Annotated in this window: 19 protein-coding genes; 10 read left to right on the top strand and 9 right to left on the bottom strand. The window is 68.6% G+C overall.

Features of this window, described 5'->3' with window-relative positions:
* The first annotated feature begins 379 nt into the window (after positions 1–379).
* Both PQB87_RS28405 and potE read left to right on the top strand, forming a co-directional pair.
* Positions 380–2,680: an Orn/Lys/Arg family decarboxylase gene (locus PQB87_RS28405; protein WP_059684297.1), complete on the top strand. Its 2,301-nt coding sequence runs from the start codon at positions 380–382 to the stop codon at positions 2,678–2,680.
* A gap of 86 nt (positions 2,681–2,766) precedes the next feature.
* A complete protein-coding gene (potE, locus tag PQB87_RS28400) occupies positions 2,767–4,152 on the top strand; it encodes a putrescine-ornithine antiporter (protein WP_489243047.1) in 1,386 nt (461 codons plus the stop codon).
* Between the two features lie 15 nt (positions 4,153–4,167).
* Here potE and PQB87_RS28395 read toward each other — a convergent pair whose 3' ends face one another.
* Positions 4,168–5,076 carry a LysR family transcriptional regulator gene (locus PQB87_RS28395; RefSeq protein ID WP_301860492.1) on the bottom strand — a complete coding sequence of 303 codons (909 nt, stop codon included), beginning with the start codon at positions 5,074–5,076 and terminating at the stop codon, positions 4,168–4,170.
* 174 nt (positions 5,077–5,250) lie between these two features.
* On the opposite strand from PQB87_RS28395, the gene PQB87_RS28390 reads away from it, so the two are divergent.
* Positions 5,251–5,835: a putative glycolipid-binding domain-containing protein gene (locus PQB87_RS28390; protein ID WP_489243046.1), complete on the top strand. Its 585-nt coding sequence runs from the start codon at positions 5,251–5,253 to the stop codon at positions 5,833–5,835.
* A gap of 39 nt (positions 5,836–5,874) precedes the next feature.
* Here PQB87_RS28390 and PQB87_RS28385 read toward each other — a convergent pair whose 3' ends face one another.
* Both PQB87_RS28385 and PQB87_RS28380 read right to left on the bottom strand, forming a co-directional pair.
* Complete coding sequence (locus PQB87_RS28385) at positions 5,875–6,867, bottom strand: sulfonate ABC transporter substrate-binding protein (RefSeq protein ID WP_489243045.1); 993 nt, start codon at positions 6,865–6,867, stop codon at positions 5,875–5,877.
* A gap of 439 nt (positions 6,868–7,306) precedes the next feature.
* Positions 7,307–7,714, bottom strand: a complete 408-nt coding sequence (locus PQB87_RS28380; RefSeq protein ID WP_048026487.1) for a DUF427 domain-containing protein — start codon at positions 7,712–7,714, stop codon at positions 7,307–7,309.
* A gap of 265 nt (positions 7,715–7,979) precedes the next feature.
* On the opposite strand from PQB87_RS28380, the gene PQB87_RS28375 reads away from it, so the two are divergent.
* Complete coding sequence (locus tag PQB87_RS28375) at positions 7,980–9,641, top strand: ABC transporter substrate-binding protein (protein ID WP_489243044.1); 1,662 nt, start codon at positions 7,980–7,982, stop codon at positions 9,639–9,641.
* Between the two features lie 90 nt (positions 9,642–9,731).
* Here the strand turns inward: PQB87_RS28375 and PQB87_RS28370 are convergent, their stop codons facing one another.
* From PQB87_RS28370 to PQB87_RS28345, 6 genes are all read right to left on the bottom strand, one after another.
* Positions 9,732–10,679 (bottom strand): TauD/TfdA dioxygenase family protein, encoded by a 948-nt coding sequence (locus PQB87_RS28370; protein WP_021162895.1) that lies wholly within the window; start codon positions 10,677–10,679, stop codon positions 9,732–9,734.
* Between the two features lie 156 nt (positions 10,680–10,835).
* Positions 10,836–11,789, bottom strand: a complete 954-nt coding sequence (locus PQB87_RS28365) for a TauD/TfdA dioxygenase family protein (protein ID WP_226215790.1) — start codon at positions 11,787–11,789, stop codon at positions 10,836–10,838.
* Between the two features lie 148 nt (positions 11,790–11,937).
* Positions 11,938–12,783 (bottom strand): ABC transporter ATP-binding protein, encoded by an 846-nt coding sequence (locus PQB87_RS28360; protein WP_111943633.1) that lies wholly within the window; start codon positions 12,781–12,783, stop codon positions 11,938–11,940.
* 33 nt (positions 12,784–12,816) lie between these two features.
* Positions 12,817–13,635 (bottom strand): ABC transporter permease, encoded by an 819-nt coding sequence (locus tag PQB87_RS28355; RefSeq protein WP_489243043.1) that lies wholly within the window; start codon positions 13,633–13,635, stop codon positions 12,817–12,819.
* A gap of 39 nt (positions 13,636–13,674) precedes the next feature.
* Positions 13,675–14,526: an ABC transporter permease gene (locus tag PQB87_RS28350; RefSeq protein WP_489243042.1), complete on the bottom strand. Its 852-nt coding sequence runs from the start codon at positions 14,524–14,526 to the stop codon at positions 13,675–13,677.
* 14 nt (positions 14,527–14,540) lie between these two features.
* Complete coding sequence (locus tag PQB87_RS28345; RefSeq protein WP_489243041.1) at positions 14,541–15,608, bottom strand: ABC transporter substrate-binding protein; 1,068 nt, start codon at positions 15,606–15,608, stop codon at positions 14,541–14,543.
* Positions 15,609–15,707: 99 nt separating this feature from the next.
* Here PQB87_RS28345 and PQB87_RS28340 point away from each other — a divergent pair, with 99 nt between their 5' ends.
* The 6 genes from PQB87_RS28340 (at position 15,708) to PQB87_RS28315 (ending at position 20,091) form a co-directional block, all read left to right on the top strand.
* Positions 15,708–16,100, top strand: coding sequence for a hypothetical protein (locus PQB87_RS28340; RefSeq protein WP_489243040.1), 393 nt, complete (start codon positions 15,708–15,710; stop codon positions 16,098–16,100).
* A 371-nt stretch (positions 16,101–16,471) separates the two neighbouring features.
* Positions 16,472–16,654 (top strand): Flp family type IVb pilin, encoded by a 183-nt coding sequence (locus tag PQB87_RS28335; RefSeq protein ID WP_021162901.1) that lies wholly within the window; start codon positions 16,472–16,474, stop codon positions 16,652–16,654.
* Positions 16,655–16,744: 90 nt separating this feature from the next.
* Entirely contained in the window at positions 16,745–17,218 is a 474-nt protein-coding gene (locus PQB87_RS28330) for an A24 family peptidase (RefSeq protein WP_059684281.1), read from the top strand.
* A gap of 20 nt (positions 17,219–17,238) precedes the next feature.
* On the top strand, positions 17,239–18,258 hold the full coding sequence (cpaB, locus tag PQB87_RS28325; RefSeq protein ID WP_489243039.1) for a Flp pilus assembly protein CpaB: 1,020 nt from the start codon (positions 17,239–17,241) through the stop codon (positions 18,256–18,258).
* Between the two features lie 54 nt (positions 18,259–18,312).
* Complete coding sequence (locus tag PQB87_RS28320) at positions 18,313–19,695, top strand: type II and III secretion system protein family protein (protein ID WP_021164088.1); 1,383 nt, start codon at positions 18,313–18,315, stop codon at positions 19,693–19,695.
* A gap of 15 nt (positions 19,696–19,710) precedes the next feature.
* Positions 19,711–20,091 carry a CpaD family pilus assembly lipoprotein gene (locus tag PQB87_RS28315; protein WP_021164087.1) on the top strand — a complete coding sequence of 127 codons (381 nt, stop codon included), beginning with the start codon at positions 19,711–19,713 and terminating at the stop codon, positions 20,089–20,091.
* Positions 20,092–20,105 lie beyond the last annotated feature (14 nt).

Here is a 20,105-nt window from a genome sequence, read left to right as displayed (position 1 = left end):
GGAGAAGCCTTGCGCGGCGCGGCACAGCCGACGCCGGTCAACGCACGGCGCAGCCGATCGTAGCAACAAAACCGTGCGAATTCAATCGACCGGAATCGCCGATCCGGTTGCCGGATGAAAACAATCGAATCACCGGGAATGCGCGTGTTGCAATGCACATCAAAATGAACCGGGCGTGAAATGCGATTTGAAAATGGCCGACAGTTTCACCGAATCGTCTGCTTTTCATCAAAAGGCATCTATGGCATAGTCGGCTCCGAATTGGATGGCGAATCAAACCGGATTGGCGAGCGTCTCACGCCGCGGCCCGTGGCCTGCTGTCCGCGTGCTCGTGAGACGGATCACACTAACGAAGCATCGGAACAACGAGGGCAACAACATGAATACGTCCGTCGGTGGCATTCGTCGTCTCGGCATGCGCGCGCTTCTGGTCGACGACGAGATCACGCAGGAAACGGCGACCGGGCGCGCGGTCCGCACGCTGAGCGCGGAGCTCGCGCAGCGCGACATCGACGTGCTCACGGCAACCTCGGCCGACGATGCGATCATGCTGATCCGTTCCGATCCGTCGATCCAGTGCGTGCTGCTCGACTGGGATCTCGGCGTGGACGGCCACGGGCCGTCCGAGGCCGTGGTCGACGCGGTCCGCCATCGCAACGGCAAGGTGCCGATCTTCCTGCTGGCCGACCGCAGCGTCGCATCGACGGTGCCGTCCGCGGTGATGGGCCAGGTCGACGATTTCGTGTGGCTGCTCGAAGATACCGCCGACTTCATCGGCGGGCGCATCCATGCGGCGATCGAACGCTATCGCGCCACCGTGCTGCCGCCGATGTTCGGCGCGCTCGCGAAATTCTCGCGCGTCTATGAATACTCATGGCATACACCCGGCCACACGGGCGGCACGGGTTTCCTGAAATCGCCGGTGGGCCGCGCGTTCTTCGAGTACTTCGGCGAAGCGCTGTTCCGTTCCGACCTGTCGATCTCGGTCGGCGAGCTCGGTTCGCTGCTCGACCACTCGGGGCCGATCGGCGAGAGCGAGCGCTACGCGGCACGCGTGTTCGGCGCGCATCGCACGTATCACGTGACGAACGGCTCGTCGACGTCGAACCGCATCATCCTGATGGCGAGCGTGAGCCGCGACCAGATCGCGCTGTGCGACCGCAACTGCCACAAGTCGGCCGAACACGCGATGACGATGTCGGGCGCGATCCCGACCTACCTCGTGCCGACGCGCAACCGCTACGGGATCATCGGGCCGATCGCGTCCGAGCGCCTGACGCAGACGGCGATCCGCGAGGCGATCGCGTCGAACCCGCTCACGGCAGGGCTCGCCGATCGTCAGCCGAAGCATGCGATCGTCACCAACTCGACGTATGACGGCCTGTGCTACAACGTCGCGCGCGTCGAGGAACTGCTCGGCGCGAGCGTCGATCGATTGCATTTCGACGAGGCCTGGTATGGCTACGCGCGTTTCAATCCGCTCTACCGCGATCGCCACGCGATGCACGGCGACCCGCGCGACCACCATGCGGACCGCCCGACGGTGTTCGCGACGCAGTCGACGCACAAGCTGCTGACCGCGCTGTCGCAGGCGTCGTACATCCACGTGCGCGACGGCCGCAACCCGATCCCGCATGGCCAGTTCAACGAAACATTCATGATGCACGCGTCGACGTCGCCGAACTACGCGATCATCGCGTCGAACGACGTCGCGGCCGCGATGATGGACGGCCCCGGCGGCGCGGCGCTCACGCACGAGTCGATCGAGGAGGCCGTCGCGTTCCGGCAGATGATCGCGCGGATGAACAGCGAGTTCGGCGCGAAAGGCGACTGGTTCTTCGAATGCTGGCAGCCCGACACCGTGCTCGAGACGCGCACGGGCCGCACGCTCCCGTTCCACGATGCGCCGCCCGAGCTGCTCGCGAGCGATCCGTCGTGCTGGGTGCTGCGCCCCGGCGCGCAATGGCACGGCTTCGGCAACATCGAGGACGGCTACTGCATGCTCGATCCGATCAAGGTGTCGATCGTCACGCCGGGTGTCGCGCCGGCCGGCGGCCTGATGCCGGTCGGCATTCCGGCGAGCGTTCTGACCGCGTATCTCGATGCGCGCGGGATCGTCGTCGAGAAGACGACCGACTTCACGATCCTGTTCCTGTTCTCGATCGGCATCACGAAAGGCAAGTGGGGCTCGCTCGTCAGCGCGCTGTGCGACTTCAAGCGCGACTACGACGCGAACCTGCCGCTCGACATGGCGATTCCGTCGCTCGCGAAGGCGCATGGTTCGCGCTATGCGGGCATGGGGCTGAAGGACCTGGCCGACACGATGTTCGCGGCGATGGAGCAGCTCGGCACGACGCGGCTGATGTCGGAAGCCTTCTCGATCCTGCCGAAGCCGGAGATGAGCCCGGTGCGCGCGTACGAGCATCTGGTGCAGGGCCGTGTCGAGCAGGTCACGCTCGAGGAGCTGGCCGGACGCACGGTCGCCACCGGCGTCGTGCCGTATCCGCCGGGCATTCCGCTGCTGATGCCCGGCGAGAACGCGGGGCCGGCCGGCGGCCCGGTGCTCGGTTACCTGAAGGCGCTCGAGGCGTATGACCGGCGCTTCCCGGGTTTCGCGCACGACACCCACGGCGTGGAAGTCGAGGACGGCACGTACCGCGTGTACTGCCTGACGGCCTGAGCATCCGGCCGGGCGAGCGGGTCAACACGCGAACACGCGAGCAGGCGACCGGCCGCGCGGCGGCCTCACATCGAAGGATCGACATCATGGAAAACGCAGCGCGCATGTCCGACGCGGCCACGGCGGCCGCGCCGAAGAACCGGATGAACGTCTGGCAGCTGACCATCCTCACGGCGGTCAACATGATGGGCTCCGGCATCATCCTGCTGCCGTCGAAGCTCGCGCAGGTCGGCACGATCTCGCTGCTGTCGTGGATCGTCACGGCCGGCGGCTCGCTCGCGCTGGCCTATGCGTTCGCGCGCTGCGGAATGCTGAGCCGCAAGCCGGGCGGGATGGGCGGCTACGCGGAATACGCATTCGGCAAGGCCGGCAACTACATGGCGAACTACACGTACGGGCTGTCGCTGGTGATCGCCAACGTCGCGATCGGCGTGACGGCAGTCGGCTACGGCACCGTGCTGTTCGACGCGACGCTGTCGCCGCTGCAGACGTGCCTGTGGACGATCTTCCTGCTCGTGCTGACGACGGTCGCGAACTTCGGCGGCTCGCGCATCACCGGCCGGATCGGCGCGGTGACTGTGTGGGGCGTGATCATTCCGGTCGTCGCCGTGTCGCTGATCGGCTGGTTCTGGTTCAGCGGCGCGACCTGGGGCGCCGCGTGGAATCCGAACAACCTGCCGTTCGGGCCGGCCGTCAGCAGCTCGATCGCGGTGACGCTGTGGGCGTTCCTCGGGCTCGAATCCGCGTGTGCGAACTCGGACGCGGTCGAGAATCCGGAGCGCAACGTGCCGGTCGCCGTACTCGGCGGCACGATCGCGTCGGCGATCTTCTACATCGTGTCGACCAACGTGATCGCGGGGATCGTGCCCAACGCGATCCTCGCGAAGTCGAACGCGCCGTTCGGCATCGCGTTCGCGACGATGTTCACGCCGACGGTCGGCACGATCGTCACCGCGCTGATGGTGATCGCGTGCATCGGCTCGCTGCTCGGCTGGCAGTTCACGGTCGCGCAGGTGTTCAAGAGTTCGGCGGACGTCGGTTATTTCCTGCCGGTGTTCGCGAAGGCGACCCGCACCGGCACGCCGATCGTCGGGATGGTGATCCTGCTCGTCGCGCAGGTCGCGCTCGCGCTGATGACGATCAGCCCGGAACTGAGCAGCCAGTTCCAGAAGATCGTCGATCTGGCCGTCGTCACGAACCTCGTGCCTTACGTGATGTCGATGGCCGCGCTGATCACGATCCAGAAGGTCGCGAAGGTGCCGCCGGCGAAGGCGCTGCTGACGAACGTGATCGCGATGGTGGCTACCGCGTACAGCTTCTATGCGCTGTTCAGCTCGGGCGAGCAGGCGCTGATGCTCGGCGGCCTGTGCGTGTTCCTGGGCTGGACGCTGTTCGGTTTCGTCAGCGCGCGCTTCTACCAGATGGAAGTCGACGCGCACGTGAAGGAGCCGGGGAAGTCGCTGCAGGCTTGACGGCGGCCGCCGTCGTCAGCGGGCGGCGCGGGCCAGCAGCGGCGGGATGTCCTGCTTCAGCAGATCGACGACGGCCCGCACGCGCGGCGGCAGCGGCCGCTGCGCGTGGACGAGCACGTTGAGCGCGAAGTCGGGAATCGTGTAGCGCGGCAGGAGCTCGACGAGCGTGCCGGCCGCGAGCGCGTCGGCGCAGGCCGGGTGCTGGACCACGCCGATGCCGCCGCCCGCCGCGATCGTGTCGAACATCGGCCGCCAGTGGCTCGTCGTCATGATCGTGCGGATGCGCGCGTATTCGAGCGGGCCGCCGTCTTGCTGCACGGGCAGCCGTTCGCTCGCGAAGACGCCTTTCACGCGGATGAACGGATGGTTCGCCAGATCGGCCGCCGTGTCGATCGGGCCGCACCGGTCGAGATACGACGGCGCGGCGACGAGCCGGCGGCCTACCGCGCCGACCGCGTGCGCGACGAACCCGCCGTCGCCGAGCTGTCCGACGCGGATCGAGATGTCGACGCCTTCCGTGACCGGATCGACGATGTCGTCGTTCAGGACCAGATCGATGTGCAGGCCCGGATACGCGGTGCGGACATGCATCAGCACGCCCGGCAGTACGACCTCGCCGAAGCATTGCGGCGCCGCGAGCCGGATCGTGCCGTCGAGCGCGGTTTCCGTCTTCGAGACCGAAGCGACCGCGTCGTCGGCCGCTTCGAGCAGCGCCTTGCTGCGGTCGTAGAAGATCCGGCCTTCTTCCGTGCACACGAGGGTGCGCGCACTGCGCATCAGGAGCCGTGTGCCGAGATGCTTCTCGAGCCGTTCGATGCGCTCGCTGACGGCCGGCTGGCCCATGTCGAGATCGCGCGCCGCGCCGGACATCGTGCCGCGCTCGACGACCCTGACGTAGATGCGCATCGTCGCCAGCAAATCCATGAAGTCGCGCCCCTTGTCCGGTTCCGGTTGATGCCGATCGACGGATGGTACCAAAGCACGGCTGAATGCAGGTGTGGAGCGACCCGATACTGACCATCGGTTGCGCAAGCCGCGTGTGTTCGCCGGTGCGATGGGCGACAATCGGCTTCCGTGCGATCGACTGGAGACGACGACATGACGCAACAGGATGAAGCGGTGCGCACGCGCTGCGTCGCATGGCAGATCGTGCAGACCTGGCAGGCGGCCGAATGGTGCAGGCTCGTCGAGTCGCGAACGGGAGTCGGCCTGTCGGGGTCGGTGTCGGGCGCGATCGACGGCGCGCCGTTTCGTGTCGATTACGCGATCTCGTGCAGCGCCGACTGGCTCACGCGCGCGGCACGCATCACGCAGTGGGGCGGCACGCAGCCGCCACGGCAGCGGGATATCGCGTGCGACGCAGGGCGCTGGACGATCGACGGCGTCGACGTACCGGCGCTCGCGGGCGCGACCGATATCGATCTCGGTTTCAGCCCGTCGACGAACACGTTGCCGATCCGGCGGCTCGGGCTGGCCGTCGGCGAGGCGGCCGTGATCCATACCGCGTGGCTGCGCTTCCCCGAATTCGAGTTCGTGCGCGGCGAGCAGCGTTATACCCGCACGGCGGAACACGTGTACCGCTACGAAAGCGGCACGTATGCGGCCGATTTCGCGGTCGACGAAGCGGGCCTCGTCACCGACTACGACGAATGGCGACGCATCGGCGCGGCTCCCGCGCGCTGACGCACGCGGGCCGCATCGTGCGCCGGCGGCGGCAGTGCATCAGCGTGCGCTGGCCACCGACAGCTTGCCGGGAATCAGCTTCAGCGCGCTGAACGCGTCGGCGATGTTCTGCTGATACGCGAGCGTCGCGTCGCTGATCGGCTGCACGCCATAACCGGCGCGCTTGAGCGCGACTTCGAGCGTCGTCGCGTCGAGGCCGACGAGCGGCGACAGTTGCGCGGCGACTTCCGCCACATGGTCGCGTGCCCAGCGGTCGACCGCGTCGACTTCGTCGAGCAGCGCGCGCAGCACCTGCGGATGAGCGGCCGCGTATTTTCGTGCGGCGAGGTAGTACTGCGTATTGCGCACGAGCCCTTCGCCGTTCGCGATCACGCGCGCGCCGATCTGCCGCTCGGCGGCGGCCAGGTACGGATCCCAGATCACCCACGCATCGACGTTGCGCTGCACGAACGCGGCGCGCGCGTCGGCGGGCGTCAGGTAGATCGGCTGGATGTCGGCATACGTCAGGCCCGCGTGTTCGAGTGCCTTCACGAGCAGGTAGTGGACGTTCGAGCCTTTGTTGAACGCCACCTTCTTGCCGCGCAGATGCGCGACGTTGCGGATCGGCGAATCGGGCAGCACGACGATCGCCTCGCCCTGCGGCGCGGGCGGCTCGTTGCCGATGTAGACGAAATCGACGCCGCCCGCCTGCGCGAAGATCGGTGGCGTCTCGCCGACCGTGCCGACGTCGATCGCGCCGGCGTTCAGGCCCTCGAGCAACTGCGGGCCGGCCGGAAATTCGAGCCATTGCACCGTGACGCCCTGGCTCGCGAGCCGCTTTTCCAGCGTGCCGCGTGCCTTGAGCACGACGAAGTTGCCGTATTTCTGGAAGCCGACGCGCAGCCGCGTGCCGCTGTCTTGCGCGTGCGCGGGCAGGCCGGCGAGCGGGCCGAGTGCGAGCCCGGCCAGCCCGGCGGCCGCGCCTTGCAGCCACTGGCGGCGATGCGGGTTCGCCGGTGTCGGTTCAACGTCTGCGTGCGGTGTGTCGTTCATCGAGGCGTCCTGCGGGCGAAGGAGCGGGCCGCGCGCGAAAGGCGACGCGGTCGGCGCAGGGCGGGGCTGGATGCGGGCGCTGCACGCCACGGGCCGGCCCGCGCCGGACTCGTGACGATACGTCCGCCTGCACCGGCGGCCAACCAACGAATGCGCATATGCAAATCAGCGGTGGACGCGTTGCGGGCGTTCGCTCCGGCGATCGGTGCAAAAACCCGCCGGGACGAGCCGGAACGCGCAGCGACGAGCCAAAGCGCGGCCAAAACGCGGCCAAAACGCGGCCAAAACCCGGCCAAAACCCGGCCAAAACCCGGCCAAAACCCGGCCAAAACCCGGCCGGAACGGCGCGGCATGGCAGGCCGCCCCGGAAAAATCGCCGCCTCACACGCGTGGCCGCCCGGCGTTCGACGAGCCGCTGCCTGAACCGCTGCCGCGACGCTCAATCGGAGCCGGTCGGGCTTTCCTCGATCGAATCGACGCGATCCGGATAGAACGCGAGATGCCCGCGGATCGCGTCGACGGCCGGATAGGGCGCCTCGTAGGTCCAGACGGCATTGACCGCGCGTTCGCCGCCGACCGGGATCGAGTAGTACGCGCAGTCGCCCTTGTACGGGCAGTAGGTCGCGTGATCGGTGCGCAGCAGCAGCGTCAGGTCGGCGTCCTCGCGCGGGATGTAGAGCACGGCCGGGTAGGCGGCTTCGCGCAGCGCCAGCGCACGGCGCGTGTCGGCGACGATCCGGCCGGCCGCCTTGACCACGACCCGCCGCGGGTGCGATTCGATCGTGATCGGGTGATCGGGGCCCGGCGTCTTCACCGGGCGAGCAGGCGTATCGGGGCTGACAGGCATGGTGTGTCCTCCTGGAATCGGCGGCGCGACGGGATGCGCGCCGGCGTTGGCCAGCCGATACGATGCGCCCATTTCGACGAACCTGCACGGGGCCGGAAGAGACCGCGCGGGCCACGTGCCCGACGCTCGCACGGACATCCCCGTGCCGCGGCGGCGGGATGCCGATCCAGCGATAAGCAACGCGAAATTAATTGGTAAGCGATCGGCGGGCGACGCGCGAAGATCGGCCGTCGTCATCTGCATGACAGCCACCGATTCCGCCACCATGAAGACCTCTTTCGTTTCGCCCGCCGCGCCTCGCGTGCGGAAACCGCCGCGCGCCGCGACGGCCCTGCGCTGCATCGCGGCGTCGCTGCTGCTCGCCGGCGCGGCCACGCAGGCGCTTGCCGCGCCCGCCGGCAAGACGCTCGTGTACTGCACCGAAGGCAGCCCGGCCGGCTTCGATCCGGGCCAGCACACGACGAGCACCGATTTCGACGCGAGCACGTTCACGATCTACAACGGGCTCGTGCAGTTCAAGCGCGGCACGCTCGATCTCGAACCGTCGCTCGCGACGAGCTGGGACGTGTCGCCCGACCAGCGCACGATCACGTTCCATTTGCGGCGCGGCGTGAAGTTCCAGACGACCGCGTGGTTCAAGCCGACGCGGCCGTTCCAGGCCGACGATGTCGTGTTCACGTTCCGCCGGATGCTCGATCGGGACGATCCGTTCCGCAAGGCCTATCCGGTCAGCTTCCCGTATTTCAGCGATCTCGGTTTCGACCGCAACATCGAACGCATCGACAAGGTCGACGACTACACGGTGCGCTTCGTGCTGAAGACGCCCGACGTCGTGTTCGTGCGCAATCTCGCGATGGCGTTCGCGTCGATCCTGTCGGCCGAGTACGCGTCGCAGCTCGCGGCGCGTCACCGCGAGGCCGACATCAACCAGTTCCCGGTCGGCACGGGGCCGTTCCTGCTGCGCACGTACCAGAAGGACGCGCTGATCCGCTACGACGCGAATCCGGACTACTGGAAGCCGGACGACGTGAAGCTCGCCCGTCTCGTGTTCGCGATCACGCCCGATCCGGCCGCGCGCCTGCAGAAGCTGGTGTCCGGCGAATGCCAGGTGTCGGTGTTCCCGCGGCCGGCCGACCTCGACACGGTGCGGCGCGACCCGAAGCTGTCGTTGTTCTCGGGAATGGGTTTCAACGTCGGCTTCGTCGCGTACAACACGCAGCATGCGCCGCTCGATCGCGTCGACGTGCGGCGCGCGCTCGACATCGCGATCGACAAGTCGGCGATCGTGAAGACCGTGTTCAACGGCGACGCGAAGATCGCGACGAACCCGATGCCGCCCGCGCAATGGTCGTACAACCCGCGCCTGAGGGATGCGCCGCGCGATCCGGCGGCCGCGAAGGCGCTGCTCGCGCAGGCCGGTTTCCCGAACGGCTTCGACCTCACGCTGTGGGCGATGCCCGTGCAGCGCCCGTACAACCCGAATGCGCAACTGATGGCGCAGTTGATCCAGCAGGACTGGGCGAAGATCGGCGTGCGCGCGAAGATCGTCAGCTACGAATGGGGCGAATACAACCGCCGCGCGAAGCTCGAAGGGCAGCACGACGCGATCCTGTACGGCTGGTCGGGCGACAACGGCGATCCCGACAACTGGCTCGGCACGCTGCTCGGTTGCGACGCGGTGCACGGCAGCAATCTCGCGAAATGGTGCAACCAGGATTTCGAACGGCTGGTGGACGCCGCGCGTTCCAATGCGGACGTCGCGAAACGCACGGCGCTGTACGAACAGGCGCAGGTCGTGTTCAAGGACCAGGTGCCGTTCACGCCGATCGCGACGTCGATCGTGTCGCTGCCCGTGTCCAAGCGCGTGCACGGGCTGACGTTCTCGCCGCTCGGCGGGCACCGCTTCGACGGGGTCTGGCTGGATTGACGGACGGGCCGCGCACACGCGCGGCCCGCGCATTCATCGGCATGACGTGACGGAAGTGACGGAAAAGCCGGTGCGCCGGCTGCCGCCGGTTCAGTTGAGCGCGATCGCCGCCGCGGCCTCGACCGGCGAGCCTTCGAGCGCGACCGACGGCCGGCCGTCGGGGCCGACCGGCACGTCGCCGGTGAGCGTCGTGCGATAGAGCTGGCGGTCGAAGTCGAGATCGAAGATGTCGACCGGCGCGAGGTGGGCGGTCGCGCGGTTGTCCCAGAACGCAATGCTGCGCGGCTCCCACTTGAAGCGGATCGTGAATTCGGGCCGCGTCACGTGTTCCCACAGCAGTTCGAGCAGGGCCTGGCTCTCGCGCGGCGTCAGTCCGACGATCGATTTCAGGAAGCTCGGGCTCACGTACAGCGCGCGTTCGCCGGTCTCCGGGTGCACGCGCACGAGCGGATGTTCGGTCACGAGCGGGCGGCGTTCGACCGCGTCGTCGAACGCATCGGTTGCGCGCGCGCCGGCCGGCGGCGTGAAGCGATGAAGGCCGCGCAGGCCGTCGACGAAGCCGCGCAGCGGCGCGGACAGCGTTTCGTACGCGCGCACGAGGTTGGTCCAGTGCGTGTCGCCGCCGTAAGGCGGGATCGTCACGCCGCGCAGGATCGACGCCCACGGCGGGTTCACGGCGGCCGTCACGTCGGTGTGCCAGCCGGTCCACGGGCGGCGCACCGGTTCGCCTTCGAAGCGGGTTGCCTTGCGGTGCTTCGCGATCGAGTACACGGCGGGATGCCCGTCGACGTGCCCGAACACCGGGTGGCCGACAGTCGGCTCGCCGAACTGCGCGGAGAACGCGACGTGCTGCTCGTGCGTGAGGAACTGCTCGCGGAAGAAGATGACGCGCCATTTCAGCAGCGCGGCGCGAATCGCCGAGATCTGCGGCGTGGTCAACGGTTGCGTGAGGTCGACGCCGCGTATTTCCGCCCCGATATGGGCGGACAGCGGGATCACGTCGATTGGCTCGGCGGCGGGTTCGAGTAAGGCGCTCATGCGACGCTCCTGGCGGAAGTGAACGGGGTGCGGGGCCGACATCGTTGCGCGTGCGTGCGTCGGTCCGGTGGCGGGATGGGCATGGTCGGGTGTCCGGTGGCGGAGGAGGCAGGTGCGGCGGCGCGCACGGAACGGCGCCGCCGCGTGACGCGGGCGTTATTGCAGCGTCGCGCCCGGCCCCTTCAGCACGACGCTCCGGCGGCCGTCGATGCCGACCGGCACGTCGCCGTGCACGGTCGCGCGGCGCACGACACGGCGCGCATCGCCGTAGTCGTTGATCGCGTAGTGCTGCGTCGCGCGGTTGTCCCAGATCGCGACGTCGCCTTCCTGCCAGTTCCAGCGCACGGTGTTCTCGAGACGCGTCACATGTTCGTGGAATACCTGCAGCAGGTGCGCGGAATCCTGTGCCGACAGCCCCTTGAGCCGCTGCACGAAATGCCCGAGCACGAGCGTGCGTTCGCCGGTTTCCGGATGGACGCGCACGACCGGGTGCTCGGTTTCGTAGACGGTCGACGTGAACACTTCGCGGTAGCGCTTCAGTTGCGCAGCGTCGGCGTGCACGTGCGTCGACGCGTAGTCGTATGCATTGGTATGCAGCGCCCACAGCGTGTCGGCGAGCGCGCGCAGCGGGTCGGGCAGGTTCGCGTAGGCGGCGGCCGTGTTGGCCCACACGGTATCGCCGCCGAACGGCGGAATCACGACCGCGCGCAGGATCGAGACCTTCGGGTACGCATCGACGAACGTCACGTCGGTGTGCCACGAATTGGCGCGCGCGCCGTGTGCGGAATCGAGTTCGAGCAGGTGCGCGCTGCCGTCGACGGACGGCACGGTCGGGTGGGCGACGGTCTCGCCGAAGCGGCGTGCGAACGCTTCCTGCGCGGTGTCGTCGAGGTGGTGCTGGCCACGGAAGAACAGCACCTTGTGGCGCAGCAGCGCGGCCTGGATCGCGTCGAACGTCGCGTCGTCGAGCGTGCCCGACAGCCGCACGCCGGCGATCTCGGCGCCGATCCGGCCGGCGACCTGGCGAAGCTGGAGCGGGGGGGCGGCCGTGCGCGGCGCGGCGTGCGAAGCATGCGAAGACGGGTGAGCGGCGTGCTGGACTTCGGACATCGGGAGTCTCCTGGAGTCGGGTCGGTCGAGTCTCCATTCAAGCAGGGACCGTGCGCAACCGGAACCGATGAATCGTCACAACCTTAGCGTGCGCGCGGCGACGATCGATATGCGTCGTCGTGCTGAGCAAATCGAAGCGCCATGCGTGCTACCACGCAAGCCGCCATTCGCCGATCCGGTGCGGGCGCGGCGGGTCGATACGCTTGCCGCGCGGGTGATCGTCGCCCGGCGGTTCGCCGTCGTCGAAACCGGCGAGCACGGTGTCGCGCAGCCGTGCGAATTCCGGTGAATCGCGCCGGCGCGGGCGCGGCAGCGCGACGTCGACGATGCGCTCGATGCGGCCGGGGCGCGGCGCCATCGTCACGACACGGTCGCCGAGATACACGGCTTCGTCGACGTCGTGCGTGACGAGGATCATCGTGATGCGCTCCTGTTCCCAGATGCGCAGCAGCTCGTTCTGCATCCGCGCGCGCGTCTGCGCGTCGAGCGCGCCGAACGGCTCGTCGAGCAGCAGCACGCGCGGGCGGTTCACGAGGCCGCGTGCGATCGCGACGCGCTGCGCCATCCCGCCCGACAACTGGTTCGGATACGCATGCTCGAAGCCGTTCAGCCCGACGAGCGCGACGTGATCGGCGACCGCGCGGCGCTTCGCGGCCGCGTCGAGCGGCGCGTTGCGCAGCGCGGCCTCGATGTTCTGCGCGACGGTCAGCCACGGGAACAGCCGGTGATCCTGGAACACGATCCCGCGCTGCAGCGACGTGTCGCGGACGCGCTCGGCACCGGCACGGATCTCGCCCGCGTAGTCGGTGTCGAGCCCGGCGATCAGGCGCAGCAGCGTCGACTTGCCGCAGCCGCTCGCGCCGACGACCGTGACGAACTCGCCGGCGCGCACGTGCAGCGACACGTCGTCGAGCACGGCGAGCGCGGCGCCGCGTTGCGCGTAGTGCTTGCTCACGTGGAGGATGTCGAGCGAATCGGAGGCGAGGGTCGTCATGGCGGGTCTGAGGAAGGGGGAAAGGAAGGGCGATCAGCGCGGCAGGTCGCCGCGCCGGGCCAGCACCTTGCGCTCGATCGCGCGTGCGACCGCGTTCAGGGCCCAGCCGGTCACGCCGACGACGATGATCCCGAACAGCACGAGATCCATCCGGAACTGCTCGCTGCCGTCGATCAGCGTGTTGCCGATCCCGCTGCCGGCGACCAGCAGGTATTCGGCGCCGAGCGTCGCGAGCCACGAATAGATCAGGCCGAGATACAGCCCGGTGAAGATCGACGGCAGCGCCGCCGGCAGGATCACGTGGCGCACGAGCTGGAGCCGCGAGTAGCGCAGCGCGCGGGCGACGTCGACATACGCGCGCGGCACCGCATGAATGCCGTCGCAGGTGTGCGCGGCAACGGGCAGCAGCGCGGCGAGCGACAGGAACACGACCTTGGCGACGTCGCCGAGGCCGAACCATACGGAAATCAGCGGAATCCACGCGAACAGCGAGATCTGCTTGAACGTGTCGAAGCTCGGGCCGACCATCCGCGCGGCGAGGCGCGACAACCCGAGCGCGGTGCCGAGCAGCAGCCCGCCGGCCGCGCCGATCGCGAAACCGCAGGCTTCGCGCGCGAGCGACGCGGACAGCGCGCGGCCGAGCGCGCCGCTCGTGGCTTGCGCCCATGCGGTGCGCAACACGTCGGCCGGGCCGACGAGCAGGCCGCTGTTCACGAGGTGCGCGGATGCGATGGCCCACCACAGCGCGAGCGCGACGAGCGGCAGGACGAAGCCGCGCCAGTCGGGCGCACGCAGGCGGCGGGCGGCCGTGACGGCCGGCGGTGCGGCGTCCGGCGAAGCGGAATGCGTCACGGGAGAATCTCCTTCGGTTGCGCGGGCATGGTGTGTGGCTCAGCCCTGGAAGGCGGACGGCACGCCGCGGCGCAGGCGCGCCTCGAGCGCGTCGAGCAGCCGGTTGATCAGCAGGCCGACCGCCCCGACGACGATCACGGCGGCCATCACGAGATCGAGCTGGAACAGTTGCCGCCCGTACACGATCAGGTAGCCGAGCCCTTCGGACGACGCGACGAGCTCCACGACGACGAGCGCGAGCCACGACTTCGTGAACGCGAGCCGCACGCCGGTCGCGAGCGTCGGGATCGCGGCGGGCAGCACGACGTGCACGATGCGCTGGCGGCGCGTGTAGCCGAATACGCGGGCGACTTCGTCGAGCGCGGGCGGTGTCTGGCGAAACCCTTGCAGCGTGCTCAGCGTGACGGGAACGAGCGCCGCATGCGCGATCAGCAGGTACTTGAGCGGTTCGCCGACGCCGACGAGCAGCAGCAGGAACGGCAACCAGCCGAGCACCGGAATCTGCACGAGCGCGTTGAAGCTCGGCAGCACGTAGGCTTCCAGCGTGCGCGACAGGCCCAGCGCGACGCCGGTCGCGAAGCCGAGCAGCGTGCCGGCGGCGAACCCGACCAGCACGCGCTGCAGGCTGATCAGCGTGTGACGCACGAGATCGCCGCTCGTCGCGAGATCCGCGAGCGCGTCGAACACGCGTTCCGGCGGCGGCAGGATCTGCGGCGCGATCCAGCCGCGCGCGCTGCCGACGCTCCACAGCGCGAACAGCAGCGCGGGCAGCAGCCATGGCGCGAGCCGCCACGACCATCGTTTCACGTGCGCCGCCGGGTGCGGCTGCGCGGCGAGCGCGGCGGGCGTGCGAGTGTCGGATGACGGGACGGAAAACGCGGTGTCGCTCATCGGGAAAGTCCGGGTCAGGAAAGGGGCTTGCCGGCCGCGTCGTATCGTTGCCAGTAGTTTTCGAGCTTCAGCGTGCGCAGCGCGTTGTCGAGATACTTCGGCTCGAACCAGCCGTCGACGTTGACCGGCTGGCGAATCAGTTTCAACGCGAGCGCATCCTGCGCGACGGACTTGTAGCGCGCGACGAAGAACGGATCGATCAGCGGCGACAACCGGTCCTTCAGGCGCTGGTTCGCATAGTCGGCCTGCCACGACGAAACCGGCACGCCGCTCTTCGCCCACAGCTTGAACAGCGCATCGCGGTTCGCCTCGTCGGACGACCATTGCGCGCTCTTGACGATCGCGGTGACGACACGCTGCACGATGTCCGGATGCGCGCGCTCGAAATCGTCGAGCACGAGCAGGTGGGTCTGACGCGTGAACTGCGGGCCGTCGTTCTGTGATTCGTAGATGATCTTCGCGAGCCCCGCGTCGCGCAGCTTGTACAGCTGGTAGTCGCCCACCGACGCGTCGATGCCTTTCGACGCGAGCGCGGCGAGCGAGCTCGCGGAATCGAGGTTGATCACGCGCAGGTCGCGTTCGCCGAGGCCGTTTTTCGCGAGTGCGTTGTCGGCGACGAGCTGCAGGTTGGTGCCGCGGAAGATCGACACGCGGCGGTCCTTCAGGTCCTTGATCGAGCGGATCGTGGAGTCGGGCGGCACCGCGATCTTGACGCCCGAGCGCACGCTCGCGGCGAGCAGCAGGCGCGTCTTGATCCCGTTCGTACGCGCGAGCACGGCGGGCAGGTCGCCCTGGTACGCGAAGTCGAGCGCCTTGTTGGCGATCGCCTCGTTGACGGCAGGCCCCGCGCCCTTGAAGAACAGCCATTCCACCTTGATGCCGTCTGCCGCGAACTCCTTTTCGACCTGTTGCTGCAACTGCGCGGTGGCGGCGCTCGAGCCGCCGAACGTCGGCGGATCGCCGGCGCCTTGCTGGGCGACGCCGATGCGGATGGTGGCGGGCTTGTCGGCGTGCGCGGCGGCGGCCGGCAACGCAATGAGGGACGCAATGAGCAGCGATCGCAGCAGGCGCAGTGGAAGCATGAATCGACGGGTCCGGAACGTTGAGGAACAAGGCAGGGCCGCAGCCCGTCGGGGCATTCTCGATGACGTGCCGGGGCCGGACAAGAAACGATTTGAACTATGCTTATCGCCGCCTTGCGGGTTGCCGCGCCGCGCGTTCCGTTCTTTGCGGCGGAGAACCGTATTCACATGCATTGGAGATTCATTCAGGATTCCCATCATGTCGATTGCGGCCGGATGTCGAATCGGGCAATCGTCGATTTGAAAATCGCAATGGCGACGTGGGTGGATTCGCGTAAGGATCGCTGGACGAATCCGGGCGGAAAGACGGAGGCCGGTAATCGGGGAAATGCGATGCGGGCCGGTCAATTTTGCCGGGAAGTCAGGCCGGATAAGGAGAAACGAGCCACTGTCGATCGATCCGGCATGCCGATAAATCGAATGGAAACGGTTCGGCGGCCGGTCGGAAAATCATGCGCCGCAACAGTGGCAATGCCTGTTCAGATAGGTTAACCATGCGAAATGCCGCGAGAAAAATGAAGGCAAATGAGTGATATGGCTTTCATCGTTGCAGCATGAAATCCATAAATGCACTCCGACGCTAAATCATTTGAATTCGCCTGAAAAATTGTCTATACCCTAGACGAATCAGCGCGGTTGCATCGTGCGGGAAGACCGCACCAGGGATGCGGGCACGCAACGGTCGAAGTCATCGTTGCACGCCGCGTGTTGTCGTGATCGAGAGTATTCCGGGGGATGCGAACGACCCAGTGCCAGGGGCGCCCGCACGCATCGCAATGGGCGAATGTCCTGCGCAACCGCCGGAGCAAGGGTGCGTCTTTGCGTTCAACGGTCGGTCACCGACCCGTTACTCGGAGGTTGCCATGCTGCAATACGTCAAGTCCCTGCTGCGTGACGAACGCGGCGTCAGCTCGCTCGAATACGCAGTGCTGGCCGGCATCGTCGTGGTCGCGCTGGCGGCGGTCGGCGTGATCCTCAGCAGCACCAGCGGCGGCTTGCCGAGCATATTCACGACGCTGATCAACAAGGTGACGAGCCTGATCTGATCCGCTGAACCCGCGCGCCACCGACGAACACCGGGATCCGCAGCGGTAGAACGTGTCCGCGGCCGGTGCGTGTCGACGGACGGCTCTCCCATGCTCACGCTCGTGCAGTCGGTGGCCACGGTCTTGCTGGCCTCGCTCGCCGCGCAGGATCTGCGCGACCGGCGGCTGTCCAATCGCGTGGTGCTCGCGTTCGCGGCGCTGTATTTCGTCGCGGCGGCGCTCGCGTGCGACGGCTTCGCACCGCTGGCCGGGCATGTCGCGATCGGCACGGCGATGCTGCTGCTGTTCGGCGCGATGCGTCACGCGGGCTGGATCGGCGGAGGCGACGTCAAGCTCGCTGCGGCGGTATGCCTGTGGGCCGGCCCGGCGCTGGTGTTTCCGGTGCTGGCGAGTGTCGGCGCGGGCGGTGCGCTGTGCGGCGTCGCGTTGCTGGTATCGCGGTCGCGGCGTGCCACGCCGGTGCACGCGATCGACGCGCGCGGCGTGCCGTACGGCGTGGCGCTCGCGCTCGGCGGCACGCTGGCCGTCTGGGCGTCGTTTCCACACACGGTTTCGCTTACCTAGCCCGGGGGACGCACGCCGCCATGCCCAAACCGCTGAGAATGGCCGTGCTCGTCGTTGCCGCCGGCATCGGTGCGTTCATCCTGCGCGAACTGTACGTCGCCGCGTCGACGCCGTCGGTGCCCGCCGAAACGGATCAGGCGCGCGTGCGGGTCGCCGCCGCCGACCTGCCGGAAGGGCTGCTGCTGCGCGACAACGATCTCGCGTGGAAACGCATGCCGCGCGCGCAGGTGCCGGCCGGCGCGTTCGTCGAGTCGCAGCCGGGCGCGGACCTGAAGGGCGCGCTGCTGCGCAATCACGTGGGCGCGGGCGCGCCGATTCGCGTCGAGAACGTGATTCCGGCCGGCGCGCCGGATTTTCTCGCGGCCGCGCTGCAACCCGGCATGCGCGCGATCTCGGTGCCGGTCGACGACGTGTCGGGCAACGCGGGGCTGATCCAGCCGGGCGACTTCGTCGACGTGTTGCTGACGCAGCAGATCGGCGGCTCGGCGACGTCGCCGGGCACGTTCGAAGCGGAGACGGTGGTGCGGCGCGCGCGCGTGCTCGCGGTCGGTTCCGACTTCCAGCGCGCGAAGGCGCCCGCGAGCGCGCCGGACGCGACGGCGCGTGCGCGCACGGTCACGCTCGAGGTCGCGCCGCGCACCGCGCAGGTCGTGCTGGTGGCGACCCGCCTCGGCTCGCTGTCGCTCGCGCTGCGCAGCTTCGCGACGAGCGACCGGCGGCAGCCGGCGGGGGGCGACGAGCAGGAGGCCGATACCCAGCCGGTGTGGGCCGGCGACGTGTCGCGCGCGGCGCGCGAGACCGCACGCGAGCCGTCCGCCGGGCCGGATGCGGGCGCGCGGCCGGCGTGGCGGAACAACGCGGTCGTGATCTATCGCGGTTCGTCGGTCGACGACGGATCGCACGGCGGCGGAACCGGCACGCCGGGCCTGCCGCCGCTGCCGTCCGGGCTGCCGTCGTGGCCGGCGATGCCCGCGGTTCCGGGCGGTGCCAATGTCGCGGCGCAGGCGGGTGCGCAGCAGCCGGGGGCGACGGTGCAGTGACGGATTGACGATTCGGGCCGTCCGTCCGGCGGCCGGCATTTGACGGGAACACGCATGGTGCGCATGGTTCGTTGGATCGCTTTCCTGGGCCTGGCCTGCGGCATCGCGTCCGGGGGCGCCGCCGCGCAGGTCGCGCGCGCGCCGGACGCGGGCGCGGCGCTGTCGATCGCGACCGGCAAGGGGGAACTGCTGTCGCTGCCCGAGCCCGCGACCGCGATGTTCGTCGCCGATCCCGCCATCGCGGACATCCAGGTGCCGTCGCCGCGTACCGTATTCGTGTTCGGCAAGAAGGCGGGCACGACCACGCTGATCGCGCTCGGCGCGAACCATCGTCCGATCCTGCGCAAGACGGTGATCGTGCAGGTCGACACGGCGTCGCTGCAGGGCGTGCTCGACAGCCGCTTTCCGCAACTGAAGCTGTCGGTGTCCGGTGCGCCGGGCTCGCTGATGGTGTCGGGCAAGGTGCCGAGCGCGGCCGACGCCGACGCCGTGATGCAGTCGCTCACGCCGTACCTGCACGACAAGGAAAAGATCGTCAACCGGCTCACGCTGTCGCGCCCGATCCAGGTGAACCTGCGCGTGCGGGTGACGGAGGTGAGCCGCAACATCACGCAGCAGCTCGGCATCAACTGGAGCTCGCTGGGCGGGGCCGGCAACTTCGTCGGCGGGCTGTTCAACGGGCGCACGCTGTTCGATCCGACGACCAGCCTGTTCAACCTGTCGCCGACGGGCGCGTTCTCGGTGCTCGGCGGGTTCCGCGCGGGGCGCTGGTCGATCGACGTGGTGCTCGACGCACTCGACCAGGAGGGCCTGATCACGATGCTCGCCGAGCCGAACCTCACCGCGATGTCCGGCGAGACCGCGAGCTTCCTCGCGGGCGGCGAGATTCCGATCCCGGTCGCGCAGGCCGGCTCGTCGACCGGCGCGATCACGGTCGAGTTCAAGCCGTTCGGCGTGTCGCTCGATTTCACGCCGACCGTGCTCGCCGACAACCGGATCAGCCTGAAGGTGCGGCCGGAAGTGAGCGAGGTCGATGCGAACAACAGCGTGACGACCGGCGGCGTCAAGGTGCCGGGGCTCACGGTGCGGCGCGTCGAGACGACGGTCGAGCTGTCGAGCGGGCAGAGCTTCGCGATCGGCGGGCTGCTGCAGAGCCAGACGGCCGATACCGTGTCGCAGATCCCGGGGCTCGGCCGGCTGCCGATCATCGGCCGGCTGTTTTCGTCGAAGAACTTCCAGGACAACAAGACCGAGGTGGTCGTCATCGTCACGCCGTACATCGTGCAGCCGGCCGGGCCCGGCCAGCTCGAGCAGGCGATCGACACGGTCGCGCGGCCGAGCAGCGACCTGGAGTTCGCGGTGCAGCGCAACCTGGGGCTCGACCTGCTGTCGGGCGATACGCCGCGCCTCGTCGGCGCCGCGGGCTTCGTGTACTGAACCGGAGGCGCGCCCATGCGAACCCGATCGATCGTTGCCGCACTGCTGCCGCTGGGGCTCGCGGGCTGCCTGTCGGCGCCGCCGCCGGTCAACCTGCCCGATGCGCGGACGATCGGCTTCGACGGCGCGCGCGCGGTGCCGCCCGATTGCGCGACGCTGATGCAGCCGTCGCATCTCGTCGACGCGGGTTACGCGCGGCCCGGTGTGCCGTTCGGCTGCGCCACCTACTCGAACCTCGCGGCGATGCTCGCGCGGCCGGAGGATCTCGTCGCGCCCGTGCCTTACGGCGGCGCGGACGCGCAGGCCGCGGCCGACGCGGTGCGCCGCTACGTCGAGGATCGCGTGAAGCAGCCGACGCCCGGCAAGACGCTGACGACCGGCTCGCCCGGCCATTGAACCGACCCGGATGC

It is taken from the genome of Burkholderia sp. KL41 (assembly GCF_057005415.2).
Note: the sequence above shows the minus strand (reverse complement) of the source record. Positions and strands in the feature narration are given on the sequence as shown.

What these genes read in the sequence shown, in the direction of transcription:
- PQB87_RS28405 (WP_059684297.1), top strand. Translation starts at nt 380, where the DNA reads ATGAATACGTCCGTCGGTGGCATTCGTCGTCTCGGCATGCGCGCGCTT.
- potE (WP_489243047.1), top strand. Translation starts at nt 2,767, where the DNA reads ATGGAAAACGCAGCGCGCATGTCCGACGCGGCCACGGCGGCCGCGCCG.
- PQB87_RS28395 (WP_301860492.1), bottom strand. Translation starts at nt 5,076, where the DNA reads ATGGATTTGCTGGCGACGATGCGCATCTACGTCAGGGTCGTCGAGCGC.
- PQB87_RS28390 (WP_489243046.1), top strand. Translation starts at nt 5,251, where the DNA reads ATGACGCAACAGGATGAAGCGGTGCGCACGCGCTGCGTCGCATGGCAG.
- PQB87_RS28385 (WP_489243045.1), bottom strand. Translation starts at nt 6,867, where the DNA reads ATGAACGACACACCGCACGCAGACGTTGAACCGACACCGGCGAACCCG.
- PQB87_RS28380 (WP_048026487.1), bottom strand. Translation starts at nt 7,714, where the DNA reads ATGCCTGTCAGCCCCGATACGCCTGCTCGCCCGGTGAAGACGCCGGGC.
- PQB87_RS28375 (WP_489243044.1), top strand. Translation starts at nt 7,980, where the DNA reads ATGAAGACCTCTTTCGTTTCGCCCGCCGCGCCTCGCGTGCGGAAACCG.
- PQB87_RS28370 (WP_021162895.1), bottom strand. Translation starts at nt 10,679, where the DNA reads ATGAGCGCCTTACTCGAACCCGCCGCCGAGCCAATCGACGTGATCCCG.
- PQB87_RS28365 (WP_226215790.1), bottom strand. Translation starts at nt 11,789, where the DNA reads ATGTCCGAAGTCCAGCACGCCGCTCACCCGTCTTCGCATGCTTCGCAC.
- PQB87_RS28360 (WP_111943633.1), bottom strand. Translation starts at nt 12,783, where the DNA reads ATGACGACCCTCGCCTCCGATTCGCTCGACATCCTCCACGTGAGCAAG.
- PQB87_RS28350 (WP_489243042.1), bottom strand. Translation starts at nt 14,526, where the DNA reads ATGAGCGACACCGCGTTTTCCGTCCCGTCATCCGACACTCGCACGCCC.
- PQB87_RS28345 (WP_489243041.1), bottom strand. Translation starts at nt 15,608, where the DNA reads ATGCTTCCACTGCGCCTGCTGCGATCGCTGCTCATTGCGTCCCTCATT.
- PQB87_RS28340 (WP_489243040.1), top strand. Translation starts at nt 15,708, where the DNA reads ATGCTTATCGCCGCCTTGCGGGTTGCCGCGCCGCGCGTTCCGTTCTTT.
- PQB87_RS28335 (WP_021162901.1), top strand. Translation starts at nt 16,472, where the DNA reads ATGCTGCAATACGTCAAGTCCCTGCTGCGTGACGAACGCGGCGTCAGC.
- PQB87_RS28330 (WP_059684281.1), top strand. Translation starts at nt 16,745, where the DNA reads ATGCTCACGCTCGTGCAGTCGGTGGCCACGGTCTTGCTGGCCTCGCTC.
- cpaB (WP_489243039.1), top strand. Translation starts at nt 17,239, where the DNA reads ATGCCCAAACCGCTGAGAATGGCCGTGCTCGTCGTTGCCGCCGGCATC.
- PQB87_RS28320 (WP_021164088.1), top strand. Translation starts at nt 18,313, where the DNA reads ATGGTGCGCATGGTTCGTTGGATCGCTTTCCTGGGCCTGGCCTGCGGC.
- PQB87_RS28315 (WP_021164087.1), top strand. Translation starts at nt 19,711, where the DNA reads ATGCGAACCCGATCGATCGTTGCCGCACTGCTGCCGCTGGGGCTCGCG.